Raw genomic sequence first — 22398 nt, 5'->3', positions numbered from 1 at the left:
TCAGCGGATCTTCAGCTACACGTGGACGGCGCCGGCCGGCCGAGGAAACGCGCGTCCAGGTAGGCGACGGCGGCGGGTGCGCCGGTCACCGCGAGAATCGCGTGCTCGCTCAGAATGTCGGTGTAGAGCTTGACCTTGGTGCCCTGGGCGCACCACTGCTTGGACACGGTGACCGCCGACTTGTGCGGCACCAGCTCGTCGAACAGCGAGTGGTACAGGTACACGGGTGCGGTCGGCGCCTTCGAGCCCATCGTGTTCAGCGCCAGCACCTGCTTGGCGACCGGCTCGTTCAGCGGGTCCGGCGACGTGGTGAACTCCGCGATCTTGCGGAACGGGTAGCGGACGGTCAGGTCGGTGACACACAGGTCGGCCACCTCGTCGCGCAGCTCGCGGCCCGCGTCGTTCATGAGCTGCTCGAGCTCGGGGTACTCGCGCATCACGCCCATGATCGCGCCCACGGCCAGCCCGGCGCCGATCCCACCTTCGATGGTTCGGACCGCCGCCTCCGGATCGGCCGGCGTGCCACCGGCCGCCACGCCCTTGATCTGCAACTCGGGGGCGTAGGACGGCTGCAGCTCGGCGGCCCATCCGGACGCGAGCGCACCGCCGGAGTAGCCCCACAGCCCGACCGGTGAGCCGGCGAGTCCCGCCTCCGGCAGGGCGAGCGCACCACGCACGCCGTCCAGCACGCCGTGCCCTTCCATGCGACCGGCCGCGAACGCGTCGCGCGGGCCCTGGTAGTCGGTCACCACGACGGCCCAGCCCTTGGCCAGGCCCATGCCGAGCAGCACGGCCTCCTTCTCGGTGCCCGTGCGCAACGTGTACGACGGATTGCACTGATCACCGAGGCTGTCGATGGCCGGCTGGTAGGACAACAGCGGCCGCTTGCCCAGCGGGTACGGCGTCGGCGGCACCAGCAACGTGGACACCACGGTCGCCGGGTTGTCCTTCGCGTCGTTGGTGCGCACCTGGAACTGGTACGCCGTCACCGGCATCGGCACGCTGACCTGGCGCTTCTTCAACACCGTGCCAGGAGGCGCGGACTCGTACCCGGGAGCAGGCCGGAAGAACGGATCGTCGTCCGGCTCGGGAACGCTCACCACCGCGGCGGATTCCGCCGCGCCCGGCGCTACACCGACAACGAGCCCCAGGACGGCGAGCGCCACACCGACCACGGCGAGAGCGATTTTGCGCACCCTTGCACGGTAGAGCGCCCAACCTCACAGCGCGACCGGAACCGCACCCACAGTGTCAGCCATGGGTGCAGGGCGCGGAACTCGCCGGTGCAGGGCGCGGGACTCGCGCCTCAGTCGTGCGCCGGGCCGGTGTGGTACTCGAAAACCAGGCCGCCGATCGCGAGCAGGATCAGGCCGACCGCGATGATGATCAGCCACACCTGCCAGAACGCCAGCGCGACACCGCACAGCGCGGCCGACGCGGCCAGGCCGACCGGCCAGTAGCTGCCGGGGCTGAAAAAGCCCAGCTCGCCGGCGCCGTCACTGACCTCGGCCTCCGTGTTGTCCTCCGGCCGCTCCTCGATGCGGCGGGCGACGAACCGGAAGTACGTGCCGATGATCAGCGTGAGCCCGCCGGTGAGGGTGAGCCCGACGATGCCGACCGGCTCCTTCGCCCAGATCCCGTAGCCGATCGCGGCGATGAAGAAGAAGACCGTGCACAGCTCGAAGATCCTGGCTTCGACCTTCATGGTGTCCTCACTCTCACCCGTGCTTGTACCACTGTCCCGACGTGCACGTGCCTGATCAGCCCGACGGCACCCGTGCGGTGCGGTCGGTGTTGAACGGCACCGTGGTCACCGCCGTCGGCGAGCACAGCTGGCCGCACTTCATCTCCTCGAGCGCCTGCGCCGTGGTGTACAGCGCGTTGGTCTTCGGGTTGACCTGCTGCCGCAGCGTCATGAATCGGTCGAACTTGTCCGGGCTGAGCGCGCGGACCTCGAAGTTCATGCCCGAGTGGTACGTGCCGCACAGTTCGGCACAGCGGCCGACGAACGAGCCCTCTTGGTCGATCCGGTTCTGGAACGTGTTGTCCTGGTTGTTCTTCTCCGGGTGCGGGAACACGTCCCGCTTGAAGTTGAACTCCGGCACGAAGAACGAGTGGATCACGTCGACGGCGCGCAGGTTGTAGTGGATCGTGCGGCTGGTCGGCAGCACCAGCAGCGGGATCTCGCGCGAGTTGCCGACGGTGCGCACGAGCGGCCCGCCCTCGGGGTCCTTCGGCTCACGCAGCGTGCCACCGGCGTCCTTGTAGGACTTGTGGTCGAACTCCCAGTTCCACTGGAAGGCCACCACGTCCACGGTCACGTCCGGGTCCTTCTCCTCGGCCAGCACCGAGTTCTCCGTGGTGGCGGTGAAGTAGAACAGCACCACCACGATGATCACCGGGAGGCCGGTGTAGATGAACTCCAGGAAGTGGTTGTACTGGAACTGCTTCGGGAGCGTGTCGCCCTTCTTGCGGTGGAACGCCACCGGCCACAGGATCAGCGCCCAGGTGATCACGCCGACCACGAGCGCCGCGACGGTCGCCCAAGTCCACAACTGACGCATCTCGTCGGCCTGTGGGGTGACACCGTCCGGCCAGCCGAACCGGAGCACCTCGTCGGCGGAGCAGCCGCTTGCCGCGACGGCCACCAGCGCTACCAGGCCGAGCACCTTCACTGCCCGGGGGACTGTGCCCACTGCGTGACTCCTCACTCCGCCGTTCTCCAGACGCATTCGCGGCACCGGTGACCGGCACCCCGAAGTCATGGCGGAGCCTAGCTCAGCGACGCACGCCACACCGGCACGGGGTGATCGCGAGTCCCCGCCGGGGCCACCCTCCGTGAGCCGGCATACTTGGTGTCTCGTGGTACATCCCAAATCGAGAGGTGCGCGAAAAGCGTGTGCGGTCTGCTTGGCCTGATATGCCAGAACGAATCCGATGCCGCCGACGCCCGTGCGGCGGTGCAGAACGCGATGCGCTGTCAGCGCCACCGTGGACCCGACGAGCACGGCGCCCAGCACCGCGGTGAGGCCGTCTTCGGGTTCAACCGGCTGTCGCTGATCGACCTGGAGCACTCGCACCAGCCGCTGTCCTGGGGCCCGCCGGACGAGCCCAACCGCTACACGATGGTCTTCAACGGGGAGATCTACAACTACCTGGAGTTGCGCGCGGAGCTGGCCGACCGGTTCGGCGCGGCGTTCGCCACCGACGGTGACGGCGAGACGATCCTGGCCGCGTACCACCACCTCGGGCCGTCCGCCGTCGGCCGGCTGCGCGGCATGTTCGCGTTCCTGATCTGGGATTCCAAGCGCAAGGTCATCTTCGGCGCGCGCGACCCGTTCGGCATCAAGCCGCTGTACTACGCGGTCGGCGCGAACGGCGTGGTGTTCTCCAGCGAGAAGAAGTCGATCCTGGAGCTGGCCGACGTCGCGGGCCTGCGCCCGTCGCTGGACCGCACCGCGCTGCAGCACTACCTGGTGCTGCAGTACGTGCCGGAGCCGGAGTCGCTGCACCGCGAGATCCGCCGCATCGAGTCCGGCACATCGTTCACCGTGTCGCCGGGCGGGCAGCTCGTGACCGAGCGGTACTTCTCCCCCCAGTTCACCTCACGGCCGATCAGCACCCCGGGCGACAGCGCGCGGCTGCACCACGAGATCGCCGAGGTCATGCGCGACTCGGTGGCCAAGCACATGCGCGCGGACGTGACGGTCGGCTCGTTCCTGTCCGGCGGCATCGACTCGACCGCGATCGCGGCGCTGGCCAAGCAGCACAACCCGGACCTGATCACCTTCACCACCGGATTCGAGCGCCAGGGCTACTCCGAGGTGGACGTCGCGGCCGAGTCGGCGGCGGCGATCGGCGTGAAGCACGTGGTCCGCACGGTGTCCGCGGACGAGATGATGGCGGCGATGCCGCTGATCGTCTGGTACCTGGACGATCCGGTGGCCGACCCGGCGCTGGTGCCGCTGTGGTTCATCGCCCGCGAGGCGCGCAAGCACGTGAAGGTGGTGCTGTCCGGCGAGGGCGCCGACGAGCTGTTCGGCGGGTACACGATCTACCGGGAACCGTTGTCCCTCAAGGCTTTCGAGAAGGTGCCCGGCGCGCTGCGCAAGGCGATGGGCCGGGTGTCCACCAGGATCCCGGAGGGCACCCGCGGCAAGGACCTGCTCCGCCGCGGCGCGCTGTCGCTGGAGGAGCGCTACTACGGCAACGCCCGGATCTTCCGTGACGACCAGCTCCGCGAGGTGCTGCGCACGTTCGACCCGCACGTGGGCCACCAGGACATCACGGCCGGGCCGTACCGCGTGTCGGCCGACTGGGACCCGGTGACCCGGATGCAGCACGTGGACCTGTTCACCTGGCTGCGCGGGGACATCCTGGTCAAGGCGGACCGGGTCACCATGGCCAACTCGCTCGAGCTGCGGGTGCCGTTCATGGATCCCGAGGTGTTCAAGATCGCCTCGCAGATCCCGCTCGAGGAGAAGATCACCCGGGAGACCACCAAGCACGCGCTGCGTCGCGCGCTCGCCGAGATCGTTCCGGCGCACGTGCTGAACCGCCGCAAGCTCGGCTTCCCGGTGCCGCTGCGGCTGTGGCTGCGCGCGGAGATGTACGACTGGGCGCGCGGCATCGTCAACGACTCGAAGACCGACGAGCTGATCGACAAGCGCGCGGTGCTCCGGCTGCTGGACGAGCACCGGTCGGAGACGCTGGACCACAGCCGGCGCATCTGGGCGCTGCTGATGTTCATGATCTGGCACGGGATCTTCGTGGAGAACAGGATCAAGGTCGACGTGCCGGAGCCGCAGTACCCGGTGAAGATCTAAGTCACGCGGGTGAGCTTGCCGCTGCCCACCGGCTCGGTGGCGGCGGCGAGCTCGTCCAGCGGCAGCCCGACCGCGTTGGCGACGGCGGCCACGGTGAAGAACGCCGGTGTGGGGACGCGGCCGCGTTCGATCTTGCGCAGCGTCTCCGCCGAGATGCCGGCGGCCGAGGCGACCTCCACCATGCTGCGGCTGTGCCTGGCCGCGCGGAGCAGTTCGCCGAGCCGCTCCCCGCGCTCGCGCTCTTCCGGACTCAACGGCGGTCGCACCATGTCCGTCATAGTAATACCGGTATAGTTATCCGCGTGATCGAGCTGAAGACGCCAACCGAAATCGACGCCATGCACGCGGCCGGCCAGATCGTCGCCGCCGCCCTGACCGCCGTGCGCGCGCACGCCGGCGTCGGTGTCAGCCTGCTCGAACTGGACGAGGTGGCCGCGTCGGTGATCGCCGACGCCGGGGCGAAGTCGTCGTTCCTCCACTATCAGCCGAGATTCGCCGACACGCCGTTCCCCGCGGTGATCTGCTCCTCGGTCAACGACGTGATCGTGCACGGCATCCCGGACGGCTACCGGCTCGCCGACGGCGACCTGGTCAGCATCGACTGCGGCGCGCACCTGGACGGCTGGCACGGCGACTCAGCGATCTCCTTCACCGTCGGCACGCCGAAACCGGAGGACCTCGCGCTGATCGACACCGCCACCCGCGCGCTGGACGCGGCGATCGCGGCGTCCGTACCCGGCAACACGCTCGGCGACGTGGCCGACGCGATCGGCGTGATCGGGCGCGCGGCCGGCTACGGGATTCCGGACGACTTCGGTGGCCACGGCATCGGCCGCGCCATGCACGAGGCGCCCGCCGTGCCGAACGAGGGTGAGCCGGGCAAGGGCCTGCGGCTGCGCCCCGGCCTGGCGATCGCCATCGAGCCGATGTTCCACGCCGGCGGGCGCGACGAGTACTACACGGCCGCCGACGGCTGGGCACTGTGCACCGCCGACGGCAGCCGCGCCGCCCACGTCGAGCACTCGGTGGCGATCACCGACGACGGGCCTCGGGTGCTGACCGCGCGCGTCTAAGCGGGTACGGGTCTTTGCTTCGGCGGCACGTTGTGCCAGCGGTTGAACACGTTGTCCGGGTCGTACTCCGCCTTGATCGCGGACAGCCGCGCGTGGTTGGCCGGACCGAAACCGGCGAGCACCCGGTCGGCGCCCTCGTCTCCGATGAAGTTGAGGTACGTCGCGCCGGTCGTCCACGGCCGCATCGCGTCCCGAGTCTGCCGCACCCACTCCCGGCCACGCTCGTCGTTCTCGGCGCCCTCCCACATGCCGACCTGGTGCACCACCCAGGCCGCCTCGCGATCGGCCATCGGGGAGGTGCCGGCACCGCGCGCCACCGCCCCACCCCAGGGCACCAACTGGTACTGCGACGCGGACGGCACGATCATCCGCTCGGCGCTCGCGCGGTACGCGTCCAGCGCGGCGTCCGGCAGAGCGGCCAGGTAGTCGCTCGACCAGTGGTTGCGCATGCCGGGCGGGTCGTCCAGCGCACTCTGCAGGTCGGCGTAGGGCATCTCGGCGATCAAGCCGCCCGGCGGGTCCAGCTCCAGCAGCGGCGCGATCAGTCGCCTGGCCTCGTCCTCCGGCCCGAGGTAGGTGACCAGCGCGCCGAAGCAGTGCCGCCCGGCCAGTTCGGCCGGCGCGAATTGCCGCGGCGGACCGGTGAGGAACAACATCGCGCCGCCGGCGTGGTCGGGTGCCTCGGCGAACACGTCCCGGAAGCGGCCGGCGGCCTGTCTGCCGCGATCGGCCGGCCACAGCAGCAGCACGGCGGTCACCCGCTCGACCGGGTGCAGCCGGAACGTGAACGACGTGGCGATGCCGAAGTTGCCGCCGCCCCCGTGCAGCGCCCAGAACAGGTCCGGGTGCTCGGTCGTGCTCGCCGTGACCAGCTCGCCGGCCGCGGTGACCAGGTCGACCGACAGCAGGTTGTCCGAGGTGAGCCCGTACGCGCGCTCCAGCCAACCGGATCCGCCGCCGAGCGTCAGGCCGGCCACGCCCGTGGTGGACGCCCGGCCGCCGGTGGTGGCCAGCCCGTGCGGCTGGCACGCCCGGTCGACGTGCGTCCACAGCGCGCCGCCGCCGACCGTCGCGGTGCGCGCGACCGGGTCGACGGTGACCGCGCCGAGCATCCGCATGTCGATCACCAGGCCGTCCTCGACCAGGCACGCGCCGGTGACCCCGTGCCCGCCGCTGCGCACCGCGATCGGCAGGCCGCCGTCACGGGCGAAGGTGAGCGCGGTGCGCACGTCCCTGGCGTGCGCGCACTGGGCGATCATCGACGGCCGGATGTCGATCGCGCCGTTGAACAGGCCGCGCGCCTCGTCGTACTCGACGTCGCCGCTGGTGAGCACCCGACCGTCGAGCTGATCCCGTAACGCGCGGCTGATCATCGCCCGGCCGCCCCTCAGGTCAGGACGGCAGGATCTTCGCGATGTCCGCCGCCGCGTCCGACCCGTACGCGCCGGCCATCCGGGCCAGCGCCGATGTGCGGTCGAACGTCCACTCCTGGGTGCCGACGGTCTCCAGCACGAGCACCGCGAGCAGCGAGCCGAGCTGTGCCGCCCGCTCCAGCGACAGGCCCTGGGTGACACCGGCGAGGAACCCGGCGCGGAACCCGTCGCCGACGCCGGTCGGCTCCTTCTTCACGACCTCCGGCACCGCCCCCACGTGCAGCGACTCGCCGTCCGCGCTGACGATCTCCACGCCCTTGGCGCCGAGCGTGGTGACCCGCATGCCGACCCGCCCCAGTACTTCCTCGGCCGACCAGCCGGTCTTGCGCTGCAACAGTTCCCACTCGTAGTCGTTGCTGAACAGGTAGGCCGCGCCGTCGATGAAGTCGCGGATCTGCTCGCCGTCCATGCGCGCCATCTGCTGCGACGGGTCGACGGCGAAGGAGTACCCGCGCTGGCGGCACTCCTGCGCGTGCCGCAGCATGCCCTCCGGGTCGTCCGGGCTGATCAACACCAGGTCCAGCCCGCCGGCCCTGGCGGCGATCGGCGCCAGCTCGATCAGCCGCGCCTCGGCCATCGCGCCGGCGTAGAACGTGGCGATCTGGCACATGTCGGAGTCGGTGGTGCAGACGAACCGCGCGGTGTGCGCGGTCTCGGAGACGCGCACGCCCGCGCAGTCCACGCCGTGCCGCTCGAGCCAGGACCGGTAGTCGGCGAAGTCGTCGCCCACCGCGCCGACGAGCACCGGCTTGCAGCCGAGCACCCCCATGGCGAACGCGATGTTGGCGCCGATCCCGCCGCGGCGGACGACGAGATCGTCGACGAGGAAGCTGAGCGACACCCGGTGCAGTTGTTCTTCGACGAGATGGTCGGCGAAGCGACCTGGAAAGTGCATGAGATGGTCGGTGGCGATGCTTCCGGCGACGGCGACGGCCACGTGGTTCTCCCCTGCTCTGCGGACAGCGACGGCGACTCGTAACCCTTACGGGCGAACGGAGGCACCAGCGGTCAACACTACTAGCTGGTAAGGGTGTTCGGGTGCGAGGAAGCGGCTTACCGTTCAGGTGTGGAAAGAACTGACGCGGAGTCCATCGCCGAATTCATCACCGACTGCTCAGACATCCCGGAGTCGCTGCGCGGCAGCCGTGGCGATGTCCCCCAGCCGAGGGCCGTCGTGCCGTGGCGAGTCGACGACGCGTGCCTGAATCAGGTCCGGGAACTCGACGAATACGTCTGATCGACCGGACGAATACGTCTGATCGGCCGTTCGACGGTTGCCAAGATCCACGAACGCGCGGAGTCTGGCCTTGGGGCGATGAGAACACCCGAGGAGATCTCCGCGATGAAGTCTGTTCTACGTCGGCGTGCCGTGCTCACGGCCGCCGTCACCGCGCTGGCCGGCCTGGCGGTCGCGCCGTCGGCAAGCGCTGAGACGCACGCGCCGCCCGTGATCAACGGGTCCGCGTTCGAACTGCACCCGGAAGGCGTTGCCTGGGACCCGATCCGCCGCGCGTTCCTGGTCGGCTCGGTGCGGCACGGCACGGTGTCCGTGGTGCTGCCGGACGGTTCGGTGCGCACGCTGGTGAAAGACGACGTGATGGTGTCCACCGTCGGCGTGCACGTCGACTGGCGCCGCAACCGCGTACTCACCCCCTACATGGACCCGGGCGTCGGCACGAAGTCCACGCTGGCCACGAAGGGTAAGCAGTCCGGGCTCGGCATCTTCGACCTGACCACGGGCGCGAAGCTGCACCACGTCGACCTGAGCGCGGTGCCGGGCGCCTCGCCCGGCACGCACGGCGCGAACGACGTCGCGATCGACGCGGACGGCAACGCCTATGTCACCGACATCGGCAGCGGCGACATCCTGCGTGTCGATCCGGACGGGCGGGCCAGCGTGTTCGTGAGCCGGCCGGACCTGCTCGGCAAGGACGGCGGCGGGCCGAACGGGATCGCCTGGCACCCGGACGGCTACCTGCTCGTGGTCCGCTACGACCGGGGCGCGGTGTTCCGCGTCCCGGTGCGCAAGCCGGAGCGGATCAGCGAGGTCAAGCTGGATGTGCCGGTGGTCGGCGCGGACGGGATCGCGCTGCGGCCGGACGGTTCGCTCGCGGTCGTGGTGAACACGATGGCCGCGCAGCGTGACCACGAGGGTGTCGCCGTGCTGCGCTCGCACGACGGCTGGACGTCCGCGCGGCAGACGTGGCTGTCGGGTCCGTGGCCGGAGAAGCACCCGACGACGGCGGCGGTCACCCCGTTCGGCACCTACGTGGTGGCCGGCAACCTGGCCGAGATCTTCGGCGACAAGCCACTGTCCAACGAGTTCACGCTGCGCCGGATCTGAGACGCGACGAGGGCCGGGACCGCGCTGCGGTCCCGGCCCTTTCGCACAAGTCCGAGTTCGGGGAATCGGCGTGATGAGATGCAAGGCGGAGGGGCGCGCCGCGTACCTTGGTTGCGGTTCTCGTCGTACGCAAGCGCCCCGACAACGCCGCAGATCGCGCGCCGAGCCCCGAAATCAGTGGAAGCTGTCGCCGCAGGCGCAGGAACCGCCGGCGTTCGGGTTGTCGATCGTGAAGCCCTGCTTCTCGATGCTGTCCACGAAGTCGATCACGGCGCCCTGCAGGTACGGGGCGCTCATCCGGTCGACGGCCACGGTCAGGCCCTCGAAGTCGCGGGTGAGGTCGCCGTCGAGCGTGCGCTCGTCGAAGAAGAGCTGGTAACGCAGGCCCGCACAGCCACCCGGCTGGACGGCGATGCGCAGGTGCATGTCATCACGGCCCTCCTGCTCCAGGAGGCTCTTGGCCTTCTGGGCGGCGGCGTCGGACATGGTCACGCCGTGGGTCGTGGTGCTCTCGGCGGTCGTCATCGTTCTCCCTCGGGTCGCACTCGAGCGCTACAACGATGGCCAACGCTAGCGCTGTGTGTCTTGTTCCATGGTGACACACACCGCGGCGGACGCGGTTGTTAGCCGAGCCACGCCGCGCACAACTGGGGTCGCAGCGTGTCGAGCACCCAGTGCTCCCAGCGCCGCGCGCCCCAGCCGCGGTCGCGCACCAACAGCAGGTACAGCTCCGGGCTGAGCATCGCGTACAGCATGTCGGCGGCGTGCCGTGCGGTGATGTCCTGTCGCGCGCCCTCCTTGGTGATCAGTGACTCGGCGGCGGCCGTCTGCACGACGTACCTCGGGTCGGATTCGGCCGGCCACAACTCGACGATCTCCGGGTCCGTGGTGGCCGCCGCCTCGAGCATCTTCATGATCGGCGCCACGCGGGCGAGTACGGCGGCCGTCCCCCGGACGTGCGCTCGAAGGTGCTCCTCCGCGGTCTCCGCGGCCAGCGCGTTGCGGAACCACGGGCGGTCCATGGTGGCGATCGGCGCGTCGTCACCGGCGATCGTGGTGTCCACGAGTTCCTTGAGCAGCGCCCGCTTGTTCCGGAACACGAAGTAGATCGTCTGCACCGCGACACCGGCACGATCGGCCACGTCCTGCAGGTTGGTCGCGCCGTATCCGTGCTCGACGAACAGCTCGCGTGCGGCGTCCACGATCTTGCCTCGGGTGGCCCGCGCCTTGACCGCCCGCTTCCCCTCGTCCTTGACAGGTGACATGGCTGGAGTCTATCTCTAGAGTCAGTCACTAGAAGTCAACTCTAGAGAGGAACTCTAAAATGTCGATCGCCGTCATCACCCGTTTCACCGCGAACCCGCAGGACGCCGAGCAACTCACGGCCCGGCACGCCGCGCTGGTCGCCGCGACACGCGCGAGCTGTCCCGGCCCCGCCGAGGCGCGACTCGGCAGAGTGGACGACGAGAGCTGGGTCGCGATCTGGCGGTGGGAGTCGGCCGAGCACCTGGCCGCCGCCCGTGCCAGTGCACCGGGCAGTGCCGAAGCGCGGGCCGCGTTCGAACTGGCGAAGGACCCGACCGGGGAGGATGTGGAGCTGGTCTACGAGGCCTGACCGGCGGAGTCCGACCAGGCGCGGGCGACATCGGCGGCCAGCGCGGCGAGCGTGCCGGCCGCGTCGGCCATGGCCGCCTGCACCGAGCCGGCGTGGTCGGCCAGCGAGTAGGACGACTCCACGCCGACCGCGCCGGCTTCCCGGCGGCCCACGCTCACCTGGCCGGCCAGCACCAGACAGGGCAGCCCGCGTTCGGCCGCGCCCTCGGCCACGGCGGTGATCAGCTTTCCGCGCAACGACTGCCAGTCGAAGCTGCCCTCGCCGGTGATCACCAGGTCGGCCGCGTCCAGCGCGGCGTCCAGCCCGGTGAGCCGGCGGACCAGTCCCGCCCCCGACTCCACCCGCGCGCCCAGGGCCAGCAGCCCCGCGCCGAGGCCGCCCGCCGCGCCGGCACCGGACTCGGCGCGCACGTCCTGCCCGAACGTCGTGGCGAGCACGTCCGCCCACACGGTCAGCGCGCGCTCCAATCGTTGGACGCCGGCCTCGTCGGCGCCCTTCTGCGGCGCGAAAACCGTTGCGGCACCGTGGATTCCGAGTAGCGGGTTGGTCACGTCGGAGGCCATGGTCAGCTCCACGCCGGACAGCCCTGGCGCGCCGGAAAGCCGCGCACACCCGGCCAGCGCTCCCCCGCCCGGCGACAACGGCTCACCGTCGTCGTCCACCGCGACCGCCCCGAGCGCTGCCAACATGCCGGAGCCGCCGTCGGTGCTGGCCGATCCGCCCAGGCCGACCACGATCCGCCGCACGCCGGAGTCGACCGCGTGCCTGATCAGGTCGCCGACACCCGCGGTGCTCGCCTCGAGCGGCCGGCGCTCGGGGGCCGGCACCAGGTGCAGCCCGCACGCCTGCGCCGACTCGATGTAGGCGGTGCCGTCCTGCTCCAACCAGACCGCGTCCACCTCGGCACCGAGCGGGCCGCGCACCGCGAGCCGGTGCGGGGTGCCGCCGAGCGCGGTGTGCAGTACCTCGACGAAACCGGGCCCGCCGTCGGCGAGCGGTCGCAGCGTCAGCCGATCCGCGGGCGCCGTGCCGCGCCAACCCGATGCGACGGCCGCCGCGGCCTCCGATGCGGTCAGCGTTCCACCGAAGCAGTCCGGAGCGATCAGCACGCGCACCCGGCCAACATTAGAGGGTTCACACGAGTGTCCTAATCTGGTGGCGTGAGGTTCCTGCGCCGCAACAGCACCGATACCGCGTCCGACGACACGGCCGACACCGCCGAGGCGGAGGTCGAGGATGCGCAGGACACCGCGCCACGGGGCCACACGCCCGCCAAGGGCCGCCCCACCCCGAAGCGCCGCGAAGCCGAGGGGCGCAAGCGCGGGCCGGTCGCTCCCCCGCCGCGCACCACCCGCGAGGCGATCAAGCGCTCGCGGGAGATGCGCAAGAAGAACCCCGTGTCCAAAGAGGACAGGCGCAACGCCGCGCGGACGCGCCGCGAGCGGATGATGGCGGGCGACGAGAAGTACCTGCTCCCCCGCGACCGCGGCCCGGTGAAGGCCTACATCCGCGACCTGGTCGACTCCCGGCGCAACTTCCTCGGCCTGTTCATGCCGCTGGCGCTGCTGGTGTTCGCCGCGATGCTGGTGCAAAACCAGGTCGTGCAGTACTACTCGACGCTGCTCATCACGCTGATGTTGCTGCTGATGATCGTCGAGGGCGTGCTGCAGGGGCGGCGGATCACCAGGAAGATCCGCGCGAAGTTCCCCGACGAGCACGTGCGCGGGCTGTCGGTCGGGTGGTACTCGTTCATCCGCGCCAGCCAGATCCGCAAGCTGCGGGTTCCCAAGCCTCGGGTCAAGCCGGGCGACAAGGTCGCCTGACGGCTAGTTTGGGGCGCATGGAGTTTCGTCGCCTCGGCCGCAGTGGCCTCAACATCAGCGAGATCTCGTACGGGAACTGGATCACCCACGGCTCCCAGGTCGAGGAGGACGCGGCGCACGCGTGCGTGCGGGCCGCGCTCGACGCGGGCATCACCACGTTCGACACCGCCGACGTGTACGCCAACACGCGGGCCGAGTCGGTGCTCGGGCGGGCGCTGGCCGGGCAGCGCCGGGAGAGCGTGGAGATCTTCACGAAGGTCTACTGGCACACCGGCCCCGGCGGCCCGAACGATCACGGGCTCGGGCGCAAGCACATCCACGAGGCGATCAACGGGTCGCTGGAGCGGCTGCAGACCGATTACGTCGATCTGTACCAGGCGCACCGGTTCGACCGGACCGTGCCGCTCGAGGAGACCATGCTTGCCTTCTCCGACATCGTGCGGCAGGGCAAGGTGCTGTACATCGGTGTGTCCGAGTGGACCGCGGAGGAGATCACCCGTGGTGCGGCGATCGCCCGTGAGCTGAAGGTGCCGTTCATCTCGAACCAGCCGCAGTACTCGATGCTGTGGCGGGTGATCGAGTCGCAGGTCGTGCCGGCGAGCGAGCGTGAGGGGATCAGCCAGATCGTGTGGTCCCCGATCGCGCAGGGGGCGTTGACCGGGAAGTATCTGCCTGGTCAGGCCCCGCCGTCCGGCTCGCGCGCGACCGACAAGAACAGCGGTGCGGAGTTCGTCCAGCGGTGGCTGCGCGACGACGTGCTCACCAAGGTGCAGTTGCTCAAGCCGCTGGCTGAGGAAGCCGGCCTGTCGATGGCCCAGCTGGCCGTGGCGTGGGTGCTGCAGAACCCGAACGTGGCCTCGGCGATCATCGGCGCGTCGCGGCCCGAGCAGGTCGCGGAGAACGTCAAGGCGTCCGGCGTGAAACTGGAGCAGGAACTGCTCGACAAGATCGACGCTGCACTCGACGGCGTGATCGAGTACGACCCCCGCCACACCAAGAGCCCGTAACTCCGAATCCCTCACCACTCTCGCACACATGTTCGATATACTGGGGTCGAGGGAGGTGACATGACCGCAGGACACGCCCGCGATCCGTTCGGTCCCGCAACGCCGGTTTCCGGTGTCGGGACCGCTACGGTGTCGGGCATGCGAGCGTGGGGCGGCGACGAGCGGGCGGCACTGGTCGCGCTCTTGCGTACCCGGCCGGACGGGCAGTCCTGGTCCCAGCTCGCCGCACGCGTGGCGGAGGTGGGCAGCGCGCGTCAGATCTGGGAATCCTCGTATCCAGGTGATCTGTTCGGCGAGAACGACGAGGCGATCACCAGTGCGGCGGGAGACATCGCCACGTGGCGAGACCAGCCGTATCGATTCCTGACGTTCATGGACGCCGATTACCCCGCGCAACTTCGGGACGTGCACGAGTTCCCTCCCGTGCTGTTCAGCCGCGGCCGGCTACGACCGAACGACGCGGGTGTCTCCGTGGTCGGTTCCCGAGCCGCATCGGACGCGGCTGTGCGTGACGCCTCCGAAGTGGCGCGGCTGATCGTCGACCGTGGACTGACAGTGATCTCCGGCCTCGCCGCCGGCATCGACGCGGCAGCACACGAGGCCGCGTTGGCGCACGGTGGCCGTACCGTCGCCGTCATCGGCACGGGCATCGAGCGGTACTACCCTGCCGCCAACCGTGATCTCCAGGATCGCATCGCCCACAACGGGCTGCTGCTCTCACAGTTCTGGCCGAACTCGCCGCCGACCAAGCTGAGCTTTCCGTTGCGCAACGCCACAATGAGCGCCTACGGCAAGGCGACGGTGATCGTCGAAGCCGGGGAGAAGAGCGGCGCCCGCATCCAGGCGCGCGTGGCCGTCGCCCACGGCCGCCCGGTGATCCTCATGAAGTCGGTGGTGCTGGCCACGGAGTGGGGCCGCGCACTTCGCGACCAACCGGGCGTGACCATCGCCGACAGTCCCGACGAGGCCGCCGCGCAGATCGACAAAATCCTTCTCGATGACGAACTGGTCGCGAGACTCCTCACTTCCGCGGGCGGATGACGGCAGGCGGCGATCCCGATGCGTTGCGGCGCCTACTCGACCGGCGAGTGGGTGCCTTCTTCCGAAACACCGTCCGCCGGCCCGGAGTCACCTGCACGGTCTGCACCGGACCGGCCACATCGACGCTGTGCGGCCGGTGTCGTCGCCACGAAGACGAGTTCGGCGATCGCCTGGCCGACCACGTCGTGATCCTCACCTATGTACGCCTCGGCGACGGTTCGGACTGGCATCAGTCCGCCCACACCGTCTGGGCGTACAAAGAACGGCCGCCGGCGCCCAAGTGCGCGAACGACATGGCGCTCATGATCAAGGCTGCCGAGACGCTGCACGGTGATTGCATCGCACGTCAGGCCGGCGGCCCCTGGACGGCGATCACGTTCGTCCCCTCAGCCGGTCGCCCCGGCGCGAGCCACCCGGTCGCGAACCTCGCGCGTCAGATCCGGACCAACAACGCCGCCGAGAACCGCCTGCTGCTCGACATCGGCCCCGGCTTCGACGCCCAACCGGCCCGCAGTGTCCGAGGTGACCGCTTCGAGGTGCCGCTCAGCTACCTGGCACGAGTCCGAGACCGGCACGTTCTGCTGATCGATGACACCTGGACCACCGGCTCGAAGGCGCAGTCCGCGGCCGTCACCCTGCACGACGCGGGCGCGGCCAAGGTCACCGTGCTGTGCGTCGCCCGTGGTGCAAGGACGAATGGCCCGACCACAAGGCCCTGCTCGACCGCTGCACCGAGCCCTACAACGCGATGACCTGCCCTGTCGGTGGCGGCACCTGCCCCACGTGACCGATCGACTCAGTCCGCGGGGTCGAGGCTCATGGGGCCGTAGACTTCGGTGTCACCGTCCTTGAGCACGACCTCGCGGACGCCGGCGTCGCGCAGTTCGCCCCAGTTGGCGCTGAACCACTCCTCGGCGGAGTCCTGGTCCTCGAACTCGTGATCGCGCCCGGGCGCGGGGCCGGGCTTGCCGTCGTCGTAGCGGTACTCCCAGGTGAATGCCACGAGCCGCAGGGTAACGTCCGGCCCGTGCGACGGACCCTGGTGCTCGGCGGCGCGCGTTCGGGCAAGTCGGCGCACGCGGAGGGCCTGCTGTCCGACGAGCCGGCGATCTACGTGGCCACCGCACGGCGCGATCCGTCCGACGCGGAGTGGACCGAGCGGATCGCGGAGCACGAGCGACGGCGACCGTCCACTTGGGACACAGTGGAGGCGCCGACCACGGACACGCTCGTGGAAGCGTTGCGGCACACGGGAAACCCGCTACTCGTGGACGATTTGACCACCTGGCTGGCCGGCGCGATGGACGACGCGAGCGTCTGGGACGGCGGCGCGGACGAGCTTGCCGCGATGCGTGCCGAGCGCGACCGGGTACTCCAGGCGATCACCGCGTGTGAGTGCCCGCTGATCATGGTGACCAACGAGGTCGGCCTCGGCATCGTGCCGGCGACCCGCTCTGGCAGGCTGTTCCGCGACGAGCTCGGCTGGCTGAACGCCGCCGTCGCCGAGCGCTGCACGGACGTGCTGCTGATGGTGGCCGGGATCCAACTCCGGCTGCGCTGACCCTGCCGAGGAGGACCGTTGAGCACCGAGTTCGCGCCCGTCAGCCCGCCGGACGAGACCGCCAAGCGCGAGGCCGTGGCCCGGCACGCCCAGCTCACCAAGCCCGCCGGCTCGCTCGGCAGGCTGGAGGAGCTCGGCGTCTGGGTGACCGCGTGCCAGGGCCAGTGCCCGCCGAGGCCGTTCGGCCGGCCACGGGTCGTGGTGTTCGCCGGCGACCACGGGGTGACCGCGCGCGGCGTGTCCGCCTACCCGAGCGAGGTCACCGGCCAGATGGTGGCCAACTTCCTGACCGGTGGCGCGGCGATCAACGTGCTGGCCGCCACCGCGGGCGCGACCGTTCGCGTGGTGGACATGTCGGTGGACTCGGAGGCGTCGCCACCCGCCGTCACGGCGCACAAGGTGCGGCGCGGCAGCGGGTCGATCGACCGCGAGGACGCGCTCACCGAGGACGAGGTGCGCACGGCGATCGAGGCCGGGCAGGCGATCGCCGACGCCGAGGTGGACGGCGGCGCCGACCTGCTCGTGGCCGGCGATATGGGCATCGGCAACACCACCCCGGCATCGGTGATCATCGCCGCGTTGACCGGCTCGGAGCCGGTCGCCGTGGTCGGGCGCGGCACGGGGATCGACGACAACGGGTGGATGCGCAAGGCGGCGGCGATCCGGGACGGGCTGCGCCGCGCCCGCCGGGTGAGCACCGATCCGGTGGCACTGCTGCGGACCACGGCCGGCGCGGACATCACCGCCATCGCGGCGTTCCTGGCACAGGCGGCGGTGCGGCGCACGCCGGTGATCCTGGACGGCGTGGTGTCCGGCGCGGCGGCGCTGGTCGCCGAGGAGCTGGCGCCGGGCGCGCGCGAATGGTGGGTGGCCGGGCACCGGTCGGTCGAGCCGGCGCACTCGCTGGTGCTGGAGCACCTGGACCTGAAACCGTTGCTGGAGCTGGACATGCGGCTCGGCGAGGGCTCCGGCGCGGTGGCGGCACTCCCCCTGGTGACCATGTCCGCACGAGTGCTCGCCGAGATGGCCACCTTCGCCGACGCCGGCGTCACCACGTCCCCGTGATCGCGAGTCCCGCGCCCTGCACCGGTGAGTCCCGCGCCCTGCACGATGCACAGCGCGGGACTCACCGTGTCCCAGCGCGGGACTCGCGCGTTCGCAGTACGCCGTGATCTCCGGGCTGCGGCTGGCACTGTCCTGGCTCACCGTGCTGCCGGTGCGCGGCCCGTCCACTGTGGACACCCGGACGGCGAGAGCGGCGATCGCCACCGCGCCGCTCGTCGGGGCGCTGCTCGGGGTGATCGCCGCCGGGCTGGGCCAGGGTGCGCACGCGCTGGGCACGCCGGCGCTGCTCGCCGGGTTCGTCACCGTCGGCGCGCTGGCCCTGCTCACCCGGGGCATGCACCTGGACGGGCTGGCCGACACGGCCGACGGCCTCGGCTGCTACGGCCCACCAGAACGCGCGCTGGCGGTGATGCGCGACGGCGGCGCGGGCCCGTTCGGCGTGGCCGCCCTCGTGATCGCACTCGGCGCGCAGGCGGCCGCCCTCGGCGCGTTGATCGCACACAACCGTTGGGGCGCAATCGTTCTGGCCCTCGCGACGAGTCGCGCCGCGTTCACCTGGTGCTGCCGCCGAGGCGTGCCGGCCGCCCGCGAGACGGGCCTCGGCGCACTCGTCGCGGGCACCCAGCACCCGGTGATCCCCGCCGCGTGGTTGATCATCCTCGCGGCGATCGGCATCGTGGCCGTGCCCGGCTACCCGTGGCTCGGGCCGATCGCCGTCGCCGCCGCTGCCGCCGTCACGGCAGGACTGTCCTGGCACACGACACGGCGATTCGGCGGCCTCACCGGAGACGTGCTCGGTGCGGCCGCCGAACTCGCGACGACAATCGTTCTGGTGGTGTGCGCGCTCAGCTGAGCTTGGTGAGCCAGCCGTGCGAGTCGGGCACCGTGCCGCGCTGGATGCCGGTCAGCGTCTCGCGCAGGCGCATGGTCACCTCACCGGTGGCGCCACCGGACACGCTGAACTCGCCGTCGGCGTGCTTCACCCGCCCGACCGGCGTGATCACCGCGGCCGTGCCGCACGCGAACACCTCGGTCAGCTCGCCGGACTCCGCCTTCTTCTCCCACTCCTCGGTGGAGATGCGGCGCTCCTCGACGGTGTAGCCGAGGTCGGAGGCCAGGCGCAGCAGCGAATCGCGGGTCACGCCGGGCAGCAGCGCGCCGGACAGCTCGGGCGTCACCACCCGGACGTTGGCGCCGGACCCGAAGACGAAGAACAGGTTCATCCCGCCCATCTCCTCGATCCAGCGGCGTTCCACCGCGTCCAGCCACACGACCTGGTCGCAGCCCTTCTCCACGGCCTGCTGCTGCGCGACGAACGCGGCGGCGTAGTTGCCGGCGAACTTGGCCGCACCCGTGCCGCCGGGCGCGGCGCGCACGTACTCGGTGGACAGCCACACGGTGACCGGCTTGACCCCGCTCGGGAAGTACGGCCCGGCCGGCGAGGCGATCAGCGCGTAGGTGTACCGGTCCGACGGGCTGTTCACGCCGAGCCCGATGCCGGAGGCGATCATGAACGGCCGCAGGTACAGCGACTCCTCGCCGCCCGCGGCGGGCACCCAGCGCTCGTCGATCGCGATCAGCTCGCGCAGCGAGTCGATGAACACCTCGTCGGGCAGCTCGGGCATCGCGATGCGGCGCGCGGAGGCGCGCAGGCGTGCGGCGTTGACCTCGGGGCGGAACGCCACGATCGAGCCGTCGGCCTGGCGGTATGCCTTCAGGCCTTCGAAGATCGCCTGCGCGTAGTGCAGCACCGAGGTGGCCGGATCGAGCTCGAACGAGCGGTACGGTCCGACCTCCGCGTCGTGCCAACCCTGCTCGGCCGTCCAGGCGATCGTCACCATGTGATCGGTGAAGTACCGCCCGAAGCCCGGGTTGGCCAATACCTCCGCGAGCCGATCCGGGGTCGCCGGCGACGGGTGCGGGGTCTGGGTGAAGGGCATGGTGGTCATGTCAGGAATGTATCTCGCCGGGACTCTCCGGGAAATCGCACTTTGGCGGAATCGTGTCAAGTATCGTGTGCGGCGTGAACGACGTCGAGAACACCGTTTCCGCCGGCACCGGCTCGGACATCCGCGTGATGACCGTCGCCTTCGTGATGCCGATGATGGCGCTGGCCGCCATCGTCGGCTTCGTGTGGGGCAGTTGGATCGGCGGCATCATCGGCGCGGCCCTGTGGGTCGGGTGGCTCGTGTGGTGGCGCAGCAAGCACAAGGGCAAGTTCTTCCCTCGCGACGTGCAGACCGGCCCGTTCGTGATCACGTTGATCATCGCCGCGATCGTGTTCTTCGTGACGCTGGGCATCAGCTAGTCGACGGAAGACGACCCGCCGGGCGCGTCCAGGTGGATGAGCTGAGCTACATCGGGTCGTGTGATGGGAGCGACTCGTATTGGGCATACTCGAGCGGACGCCAACGCACGTCCCGGGTGCGGGTGTCCCGCATAAACCGAGCGCCGCCTGGGCGTGCCCCAAGGGACCACCCACGCAGCTCAGGGTCACTTCACGTGTGACTCCACGAAGGGCGGCTTGATTACCTCGCAGCGCAGCGTGCGCCCGCGCACGTCCAGCGCCACCTCGGTGCCCGCCTCGATACCGGCGGCGGTGTCGATCAGCGCCAGCGCGATCCCGGTGCGCAGCGTCGGGGAGAACGTGCCGGACGTCGTCTCGCCGATCTTCTGACCGTCCGCGTCCAGCACGGGCATCCCGGCGCGCGGCACACCGCGGTCCAGCGCCCGCAGGCAGCGCAGCCGCCGCGCCGGCTTGTTCTCCCGCTCGGCCAGCAGCACGTCGCGGCCCCAGAACGCGTCCTTCTTCCAGCCGACCGCCCAGCCGGCGCCACCCTGCGACGGCGTGATCGACGAGGACAGCTCGTGGCCGTGCAGCGGGTAGCCCATCTCGGTGCGCAGCGTGTCCCGCGCGCCGAGGCCGGCCGCCCGGCCGCCCTGCTCGGTGACCGCCGCGAGCAGCGCGTCCCACAGCGCCGGCGCGTCGGCCCAGCGCGGCACCAGCTCGTAGCCGTGCTCACCGGTGTACCCGGTACGACAGACCCGCACGGTGGTGCCGTTCCACTCGCTGTCCACGAACGACATGTACTCCAGGTCGGTCGGCAGGCCGACAGCCGCGAGCACCTCGGTGGACTTCGGACCCTGCACGGCCAGCACGCCGTAGTCGCCGTGCTGGTCGGTGACGGTGATCGACTCGGGCGCGGCCTCGGCGAGCCGGCGCACCACCTCGGCCGTGTTGGCGGCGTTGGGCACGAGGAACACCTCGTCGTCGCTCACCAGGTAGGCGATCAGGTCGTCGACCGTGCCGCCCTCCTCGGTGGCGCACAGCGTGTACTGCGCCTTGCCCGGCACGATCTTGCCCAGGTCGTTGGTGAGGCAGGAGTTCACAAACGCCGCGGCACCCTCGCCGACGACCAGCGCCTTGCCGAGGTGCGACACGTCGAACAGGCCGACGGTCTCGCGCACCGCGGTGTGCTCGGCGACGACACCGCCTCCGCCGTACTGGATGGGCATCTCCCACCCGCCGAACGGGGCGAACGTCGGGTCGAGTTCGACGTGCTTGGCGTGCAGGGGGCTGCGACGGAGATCGTCCGTCGAATTCACTGAGGCGCTCACGCCGGCAGACGTTACCGGGGCCGGACGGCGATCACGCCAAGGTGGTGTACCACCAGCAGCCCGCCCGCGACGAGCACCGAGGTCCGCGCCGGCACGGCGAGGCACACCATCAGCATCGCGACGGCGGCGAACATCGTCGGGGTGTCCCCCGGTGCCACCACAGCCGAGGTGGCGCGCACCGCCTTCAGCAACACCGTGACCGTGAGCGCGGCGGCCAGCACGACGACCACGGCGAGGAACCCGTGCAGCGCGCCGGCGTCGGCGGCCACCACCGCGTCGCGCAGTGGCGCCCGGGACAGCCCGAACCGGGCGGCACCCATCTGGTGCAGCGCGGCCGCGGCGACGGCGGCACCGGTCACGCCGACGACCACGGCGGCCAGGACCCGCCCGACGGCGAACGCCGGGTAGCAGGCCAGCGCGGCGACGAGCGCGCCCGCCGCCGAGCCGCCGCCGGACACGACTACGGGCTGTTCCGGCGTGATTGTCACGCAGGTGAGTACGAACACAGTGAGCCCGATCAGCACGGCGGCGGCGAGCGGCACGGTCAGGCGGTCCGGCGACGCCAGCGCGGCGAACAGCCCCACCACGATCACCGCGGCCGACGCCAGTGCCCACCACGGGATCACCAGGTACAGCCCGACCGTGCCGGCGACCGCGCCACCCGCGGCGGCGAGCCCGAGGATCTCCAAGTACGCCAACGGTTTCGCCGCACGCCCGGTGTCCACAGTGGACCGCCGGCCGAGCGGCGCGACACATGCGGCGATCGCGATACCGGCCAGCAGCCACCATCCGGCGTGCGCACCGGCGGTCGGCAGTGCGGCGATGATCACAGCGATACCGCCGAGTGCGGAGAGAGCAGGTGCCACGTCAATACGGTGTCAAACCGGGAAGACCGGCAACGACCTGGGGCTTGTGGCGGAAACCGATGTCGTTAGCATGGGTCACTACCCACCGCAGCCAGGGCGGTCCCAAGAGGACTGTCCAGATAAGAC

General features: G+C 70.6%; 26 protein-coding genes. 13 read left to right on the top strand and 13 right to left on the bottom strand.

Annotation, left to right across the window (positions count from 1 at the left end; translation table 11 throughout):
- Positions 1 to 11: 11 nt before the first annotated feature.
- The 3 genes from EV193_RS13720 to ctaC all read right to left on the bottom strand — a co-directional run bounded on the left by EV193_RS13720 (position 12) and on the right by ctaC (position 2732).
- Positions 12 to 1196: a lipase family protein gene (locus EV193_RS13720; RefSeq protein WP_130344500.1), complete on the bottom strand. Its 1185-nt coding sequence runs from the start codon at positions 1194 to 1196 to the stop codon at positions 12 to 14.
- A 110-nt stretch (positions 1197 to 1306) separates the two neighbouring features.
- Positions 1307 to 1705: a cytochrome c oxidase subunit 4 gene (locus EV193_RS13715; protein WP_130344499.1), complete on the bottom strand. Its 399-nt coding sequence runs from the start codon at positions 1703 to 1705 to the stop codon at positions 1307 to 1309.
- A 55-nt stretch (positions 1706 to 1760) separates the two neighbouring features.
- A complete protein-coding gene (gene ctaC, locus EV193_RS13710) occupies positions 1761 to 2732 on the bottom strand; it encodes an aa3-type cytochrome oxidase subunit II (protein WP_130344902.1) in 972 nt (323 codons plus the stop codon).
- 165 nt (positions 2733 to 2897) lie between these two features.
- Here ctaC and asnB point away from each other — a divergent pair, with 165 nt between their 5' ends.
- Positions 2898 to 4826 carry an asparagine synthase (glutamine-hydrolyzing) gene (asnB, locus tag EV193_RS13705; protein WP_130344498.1) on the top strand — a complete coding sequence of 643 codons (1929 nt, stop codon included), beginning with the start codon at positions 2898 to 2900 and terminating at the stop codon, positions 4824 to 4826.
- On the opposite strand, the gene EV193_RS13700 is transcribed toward asnB, so the two are convergent.
- Positions 4823 to 5095 carry a helix-turn-helix domain-containing protein gene (locus EV193_RS13700; RefSeq protein ID WP_130344497.1) on the bottom strand — a complete coding sequence of 91 codons (273 nt, stop codon included), beginning with the start codon at positions 5093 to 5095 and terminating at the stop codon, positions 4823 to 4825. The genes asnB and EV193_RS13700 overlap by 4 nt on opposite strands.
- 33 nt (positions 5096 to 5128) lie before the next feature.
- On the opposite strand from EV193_RS13700, the gene map reads away from it, so the two are divergent.
- Entirely contained in the window at positions 5129 to 5899 is a 771-nt protein-coding gene (map, locus tag EV193_RS13695) for a type I methionyl aminopeptidase (RefSeq protein WP_130344496.1), read from the top strand.
- Here the strand turns inward: map and EV193_RS13690 are convergent.
- A complete protein-coding gene (locus EV193_RS13690; protein ID WP_130344495.1) occupies positions 5896 to 7272 on the bottom strand; it encodes an FAD-binding oxidoreductase in 1377 nt (458 codons plus the stop codon). The genes map and EV193_RS13690 overlap by 4 nt on opposite strands.
- 19 nt (positions 7273 to 7291) lie before the next feature.
- A complete protein-coding gene (locus EV193_RS13685) occupies positions 7292 to 8227 on the bottom strand; it encodes a carbohydrate kinase family protein (RefSeq protein WP_130344901.1) in 936 nt (311 codons plus the stop codon).
- 171 nt (positions 8228 to 8398) lie between these two features.
- On the opposite strand from EV193_RS13685, the gene EV193_RS33270 reads away from it, so the two are divergent.
- Complete coding sequence (locus tag EV193_RS33270) at positions 8399 to 8569, top strand: hypothetical protein (RefSeq protein ID WP_165401347.1); 171 nt, start codon at positions 8399 to 8401, stop codon at positions 8567 to 8569.
- A gap of 78 nt (positions 8570 to 8647) precedes the next feature.
- Complete coding sequence (locus tag EV193_RS13680) at positions 8648 to 9676, top strand: SMP-30/gluconolactonase/LRE family protein (RefSeq protein WP_130344494.1); 1029 nt, start codon at positions 8648 to 8650, stop codon at positions 9674 to 9676.
- Between the two features lie 174 nt (positions 9677 to 9850).
- Here the strand turns inward: EV193_RS13680 and EV193_RS13675 are convergent, their stop codons facing one another.
- Together EV193_RS13675 and EV193_RS13670 are read right to left on the bottom strand one after the other, a co-directional pair.
- Positions 9851 to 10201 carry a HesB/IscA family protein gene (locus EV193_RS13675; RefSeq protein WP_130344493.1) on the bottom strand — a complete coding sequence of 117 codons (351 nt, stop codon included), beginning with the start codon at positions 10199 to 10201 and terminating at the stop codon, positions 9851 to 9853.
- A 98-nt stretch (positions 10202 to 10299) separates the two neighbouring features.
- A complete protein-coding gene (locus EV193_RS13670; RefSeq protein ID WP_130344492.1) occupies positions 10300 to 10941 on the bottom strand; it encodes a TetR/AcrR family transcriptional regulator in 642 nt (213 codons plus the stop codon).
- Between the two features lie 59 nt (positions 10942 to 11000).
- On the opposite strand from EV193_RS13670, the gene EV193_RS13665 reads away from it, so the two are divergent.
- A complete protein-coding gene (locus tag EV193_RS13665) occupies positions 11001 to 11291 on the top strand; it encodes an antibiotic biosynthesis monooxygenase (protein WP_130344491.1) in 291 nt (96 codons plus the stop codon).
- On the opposite strand, the gene EV193_RS13660 is transcribed toward EV193_RS13665, so the two are convergent.
- Positions 11279 to 12406, bottom strand: a complete 1128-nt coding sequence (locus EV193_RS13660) for a glycerate kinase family protein (protein WP_130344490.1) — start codon at positions 12404 to 12406, stop codon at positions 11279 to 11281. The two genes, EV193_RS13665 and EV193_RS13660, sit on opposite strands and share 13 nt — an antisense overlap.
- A gap of 45 nt (positions 12407 to 12451) precedes the next feature.
- On the opposite strand from EV193_RS13660, the gene EV193_RS13655 reads away from it, so the two are divergent.
- The 4 genes from EV193_RS13655 to EV193_RS13640 all read left to right on the top strand — a co-directional run bounded on the left by EV193_RS13655 (position 12452) and on the right by EV193_RS13640 (position 15914).
- Entirely contained in the window at positions 12452 to 13114 is a 663-nt protein-coding gene (locus EV193_RS13655; protein WP_130344489.1) for a DUF3043 domain-containing protein, read from the top strand.
- A 17-nt stretch (positions 13115 to 13131) separates the two neighbouring features.
- Entirely contained in the window at positions 13132 to 14121 is a 990-nt protein-coding gene (locus EV193_RS13650; protein ID WP_130344488.1) for an aldo/keto reductase family protein, read from the top strand.
- A gap of 231 nt (positions 14122 to 14352) precedes the next feature.
- Entirely contained in the window at positions 14353 to 15162 is an 810-nt protein-coding gene (locus tag EV193_RS13645) for a DNA-processing protein DprA (RefSeq protein ID WP_242613367.1), read from the top strand.
- Positions 15159 to 15914, top strand: a complete 756-nt coding sequence (locus EV193_RS13640) for a ComF family protein (protein WP_130344486.1) — start codon at positions 15159 to 15161, stop codon at positions 15912 to 15914. The genes EV193_RS13645 and EV193_RS13640 overlap by 4 nt, the downstream gene beginning before the upstream one ends.
- 44 nt (positions 15915 to 15958) lie before the next feature.
- Here the strand turns inward: EV193_RS13640 and EV193_RS13635 are convergent, their stop codons facing one another.
- Positions 15959 to 16165: a hypothetical protein gene (locus tag EV193_RS13635; RefSeq protein WP_130344485.1), complete on the bottom strand. Its 207-nt coding sequence runs from the start codon at positions 16163 to 16165 to the stop codon at positions 15959 to 15961.
- A gap of 24 nt (positions 16166 to 16189) precedes the next feature.
- Here EV193_RS13635 and cobU point away from each other — a divergent pair, with 24 nt between their 5' ends.
- The 3 genes from cobU to cobS all read left to right on the top strand — a co-directional run bounded on the left by cobU (position 16190) and on the right by cobS (position 18641).
- On the top strand, positions 16190 to 16723 hold the full coding sequence (cobU, locus tag EV193_RS13630; protein ID WP_130344484.1) for a bifunctional adenosylcobinamide kinase/adenosylcobinamide-phosphate guanylyltransferase: 534 nt from the start codon (positions 16190 to 16192) through the stop codon (positions 16721 to 16723).
- A gap of 18 nt (positions 16724 to 16741) precedes the next feature.
- Complete coding sequence (gene cobT / locus EV193_RS13625; RefSeq protein WP_130344483.1) at positions 16742 to 17788, top strand: nicotinate-nucleotide--dimethylbenzimidazole phosphoribosyltransferase; 1047 nt, start codon at positions 16742 to 16744, stop codon at positions 17786 to 17788.
- Between the two features lie 103 nt (positions 17789 to 17891).
- On the top strand, positions 17892 to 18641 hold the full coding sequence (cobS, locus tag EV193_RS13620; RefSeq protein WP_341273161.1) for an adenosylcobinamide-GDP ribazoletransferase: 750 nt from the start codon (positions 17892 to 17894) through the stop codon (positions 18639 to 18641).
- Here the strand turns inward: cobS and EV193_RS13615 are convergent.
- The gene (locus tag EV193_RS13615; RefSeq protein ID WP_130344482.1) at positions 18634 to 19737 is read right to left on the bottom strand and encodes a branched-chain amino acid aminotransferase; all 1104 of its coding nucleotides are present in this window, start codon (positions 19735 to 19737) and stop codon (positions 18634 to 18636) included. The two genes, cobS and EV193_RS13615, sit on opposite strands and share 8 nt — an antisense overlap.
- 74 nt (positions 19738 to 19811) lie before the next feature.
- On the opposite strand from EV193_RS13615, the gene EV193_RS13610 reads away from it, so the two are divergent.
- Positions 19812 to 20096 carry a hypothetical protein gene (locus EV193_RS13610; RefSeq protein ID WP_130344481.1) on the top strand — a complete coding sequence of 95 codons (285 nt, stop codon included), beginning with the start codon at positions 19812 to 19814 and terminating at the stop codon, positions 20094 to 20096.
- Between the two features lie 185 nt (positions 20097 to 20281).
- Here EV193_RS13610 and gcvT read toward each other — a convergent pair whose 3' ends face one another.
- Together gcvT and EV193_RS34085 are read right to left on the bottom strand one after the other, a co-directional pair.
- The gene (gene gcvT / locus EV193_RS34090) at positions 20282 to 21406 is read right to left on the bottom strand and encodes a glycine cleavage system aminomethyltransferase GcvT (RefSeq protein ID WP_242613365.1); all 1125 of its coding nucleotides are present in this window, start codon (positions 21404 to 21406) and stop codon (positions 20282 to 20284) included.
- Positions 21407 to 21417: 11 nt separating this feature from the next.
- Entirely contained in the window at positions 21418 to 22272 is an 855-nt protein-coding gene (locus EV193_RS34085; protein ID WP_130344480.1) for a hypothetical protein, read from the bottom strand.
- Positions 22273 to 22398: the final 126 nt, after the last annotated feature.

The sequence above is a fragment of the Herbihabitans rhizosphaerae genome, assembly GCF_004216555.1.
GTDB lineage: Bacteria > Actinomycetota > Actinomycetes > Mycobacteriales > Pseudonocardiaceae > Herbihabitans > Herbihabitans rhizosphaerae.
The sequence above is the reverse complement of the archived record's forward strand: the minus strand, read 5'-3'. Positions and strand labels throughout refer to the sequence as shown.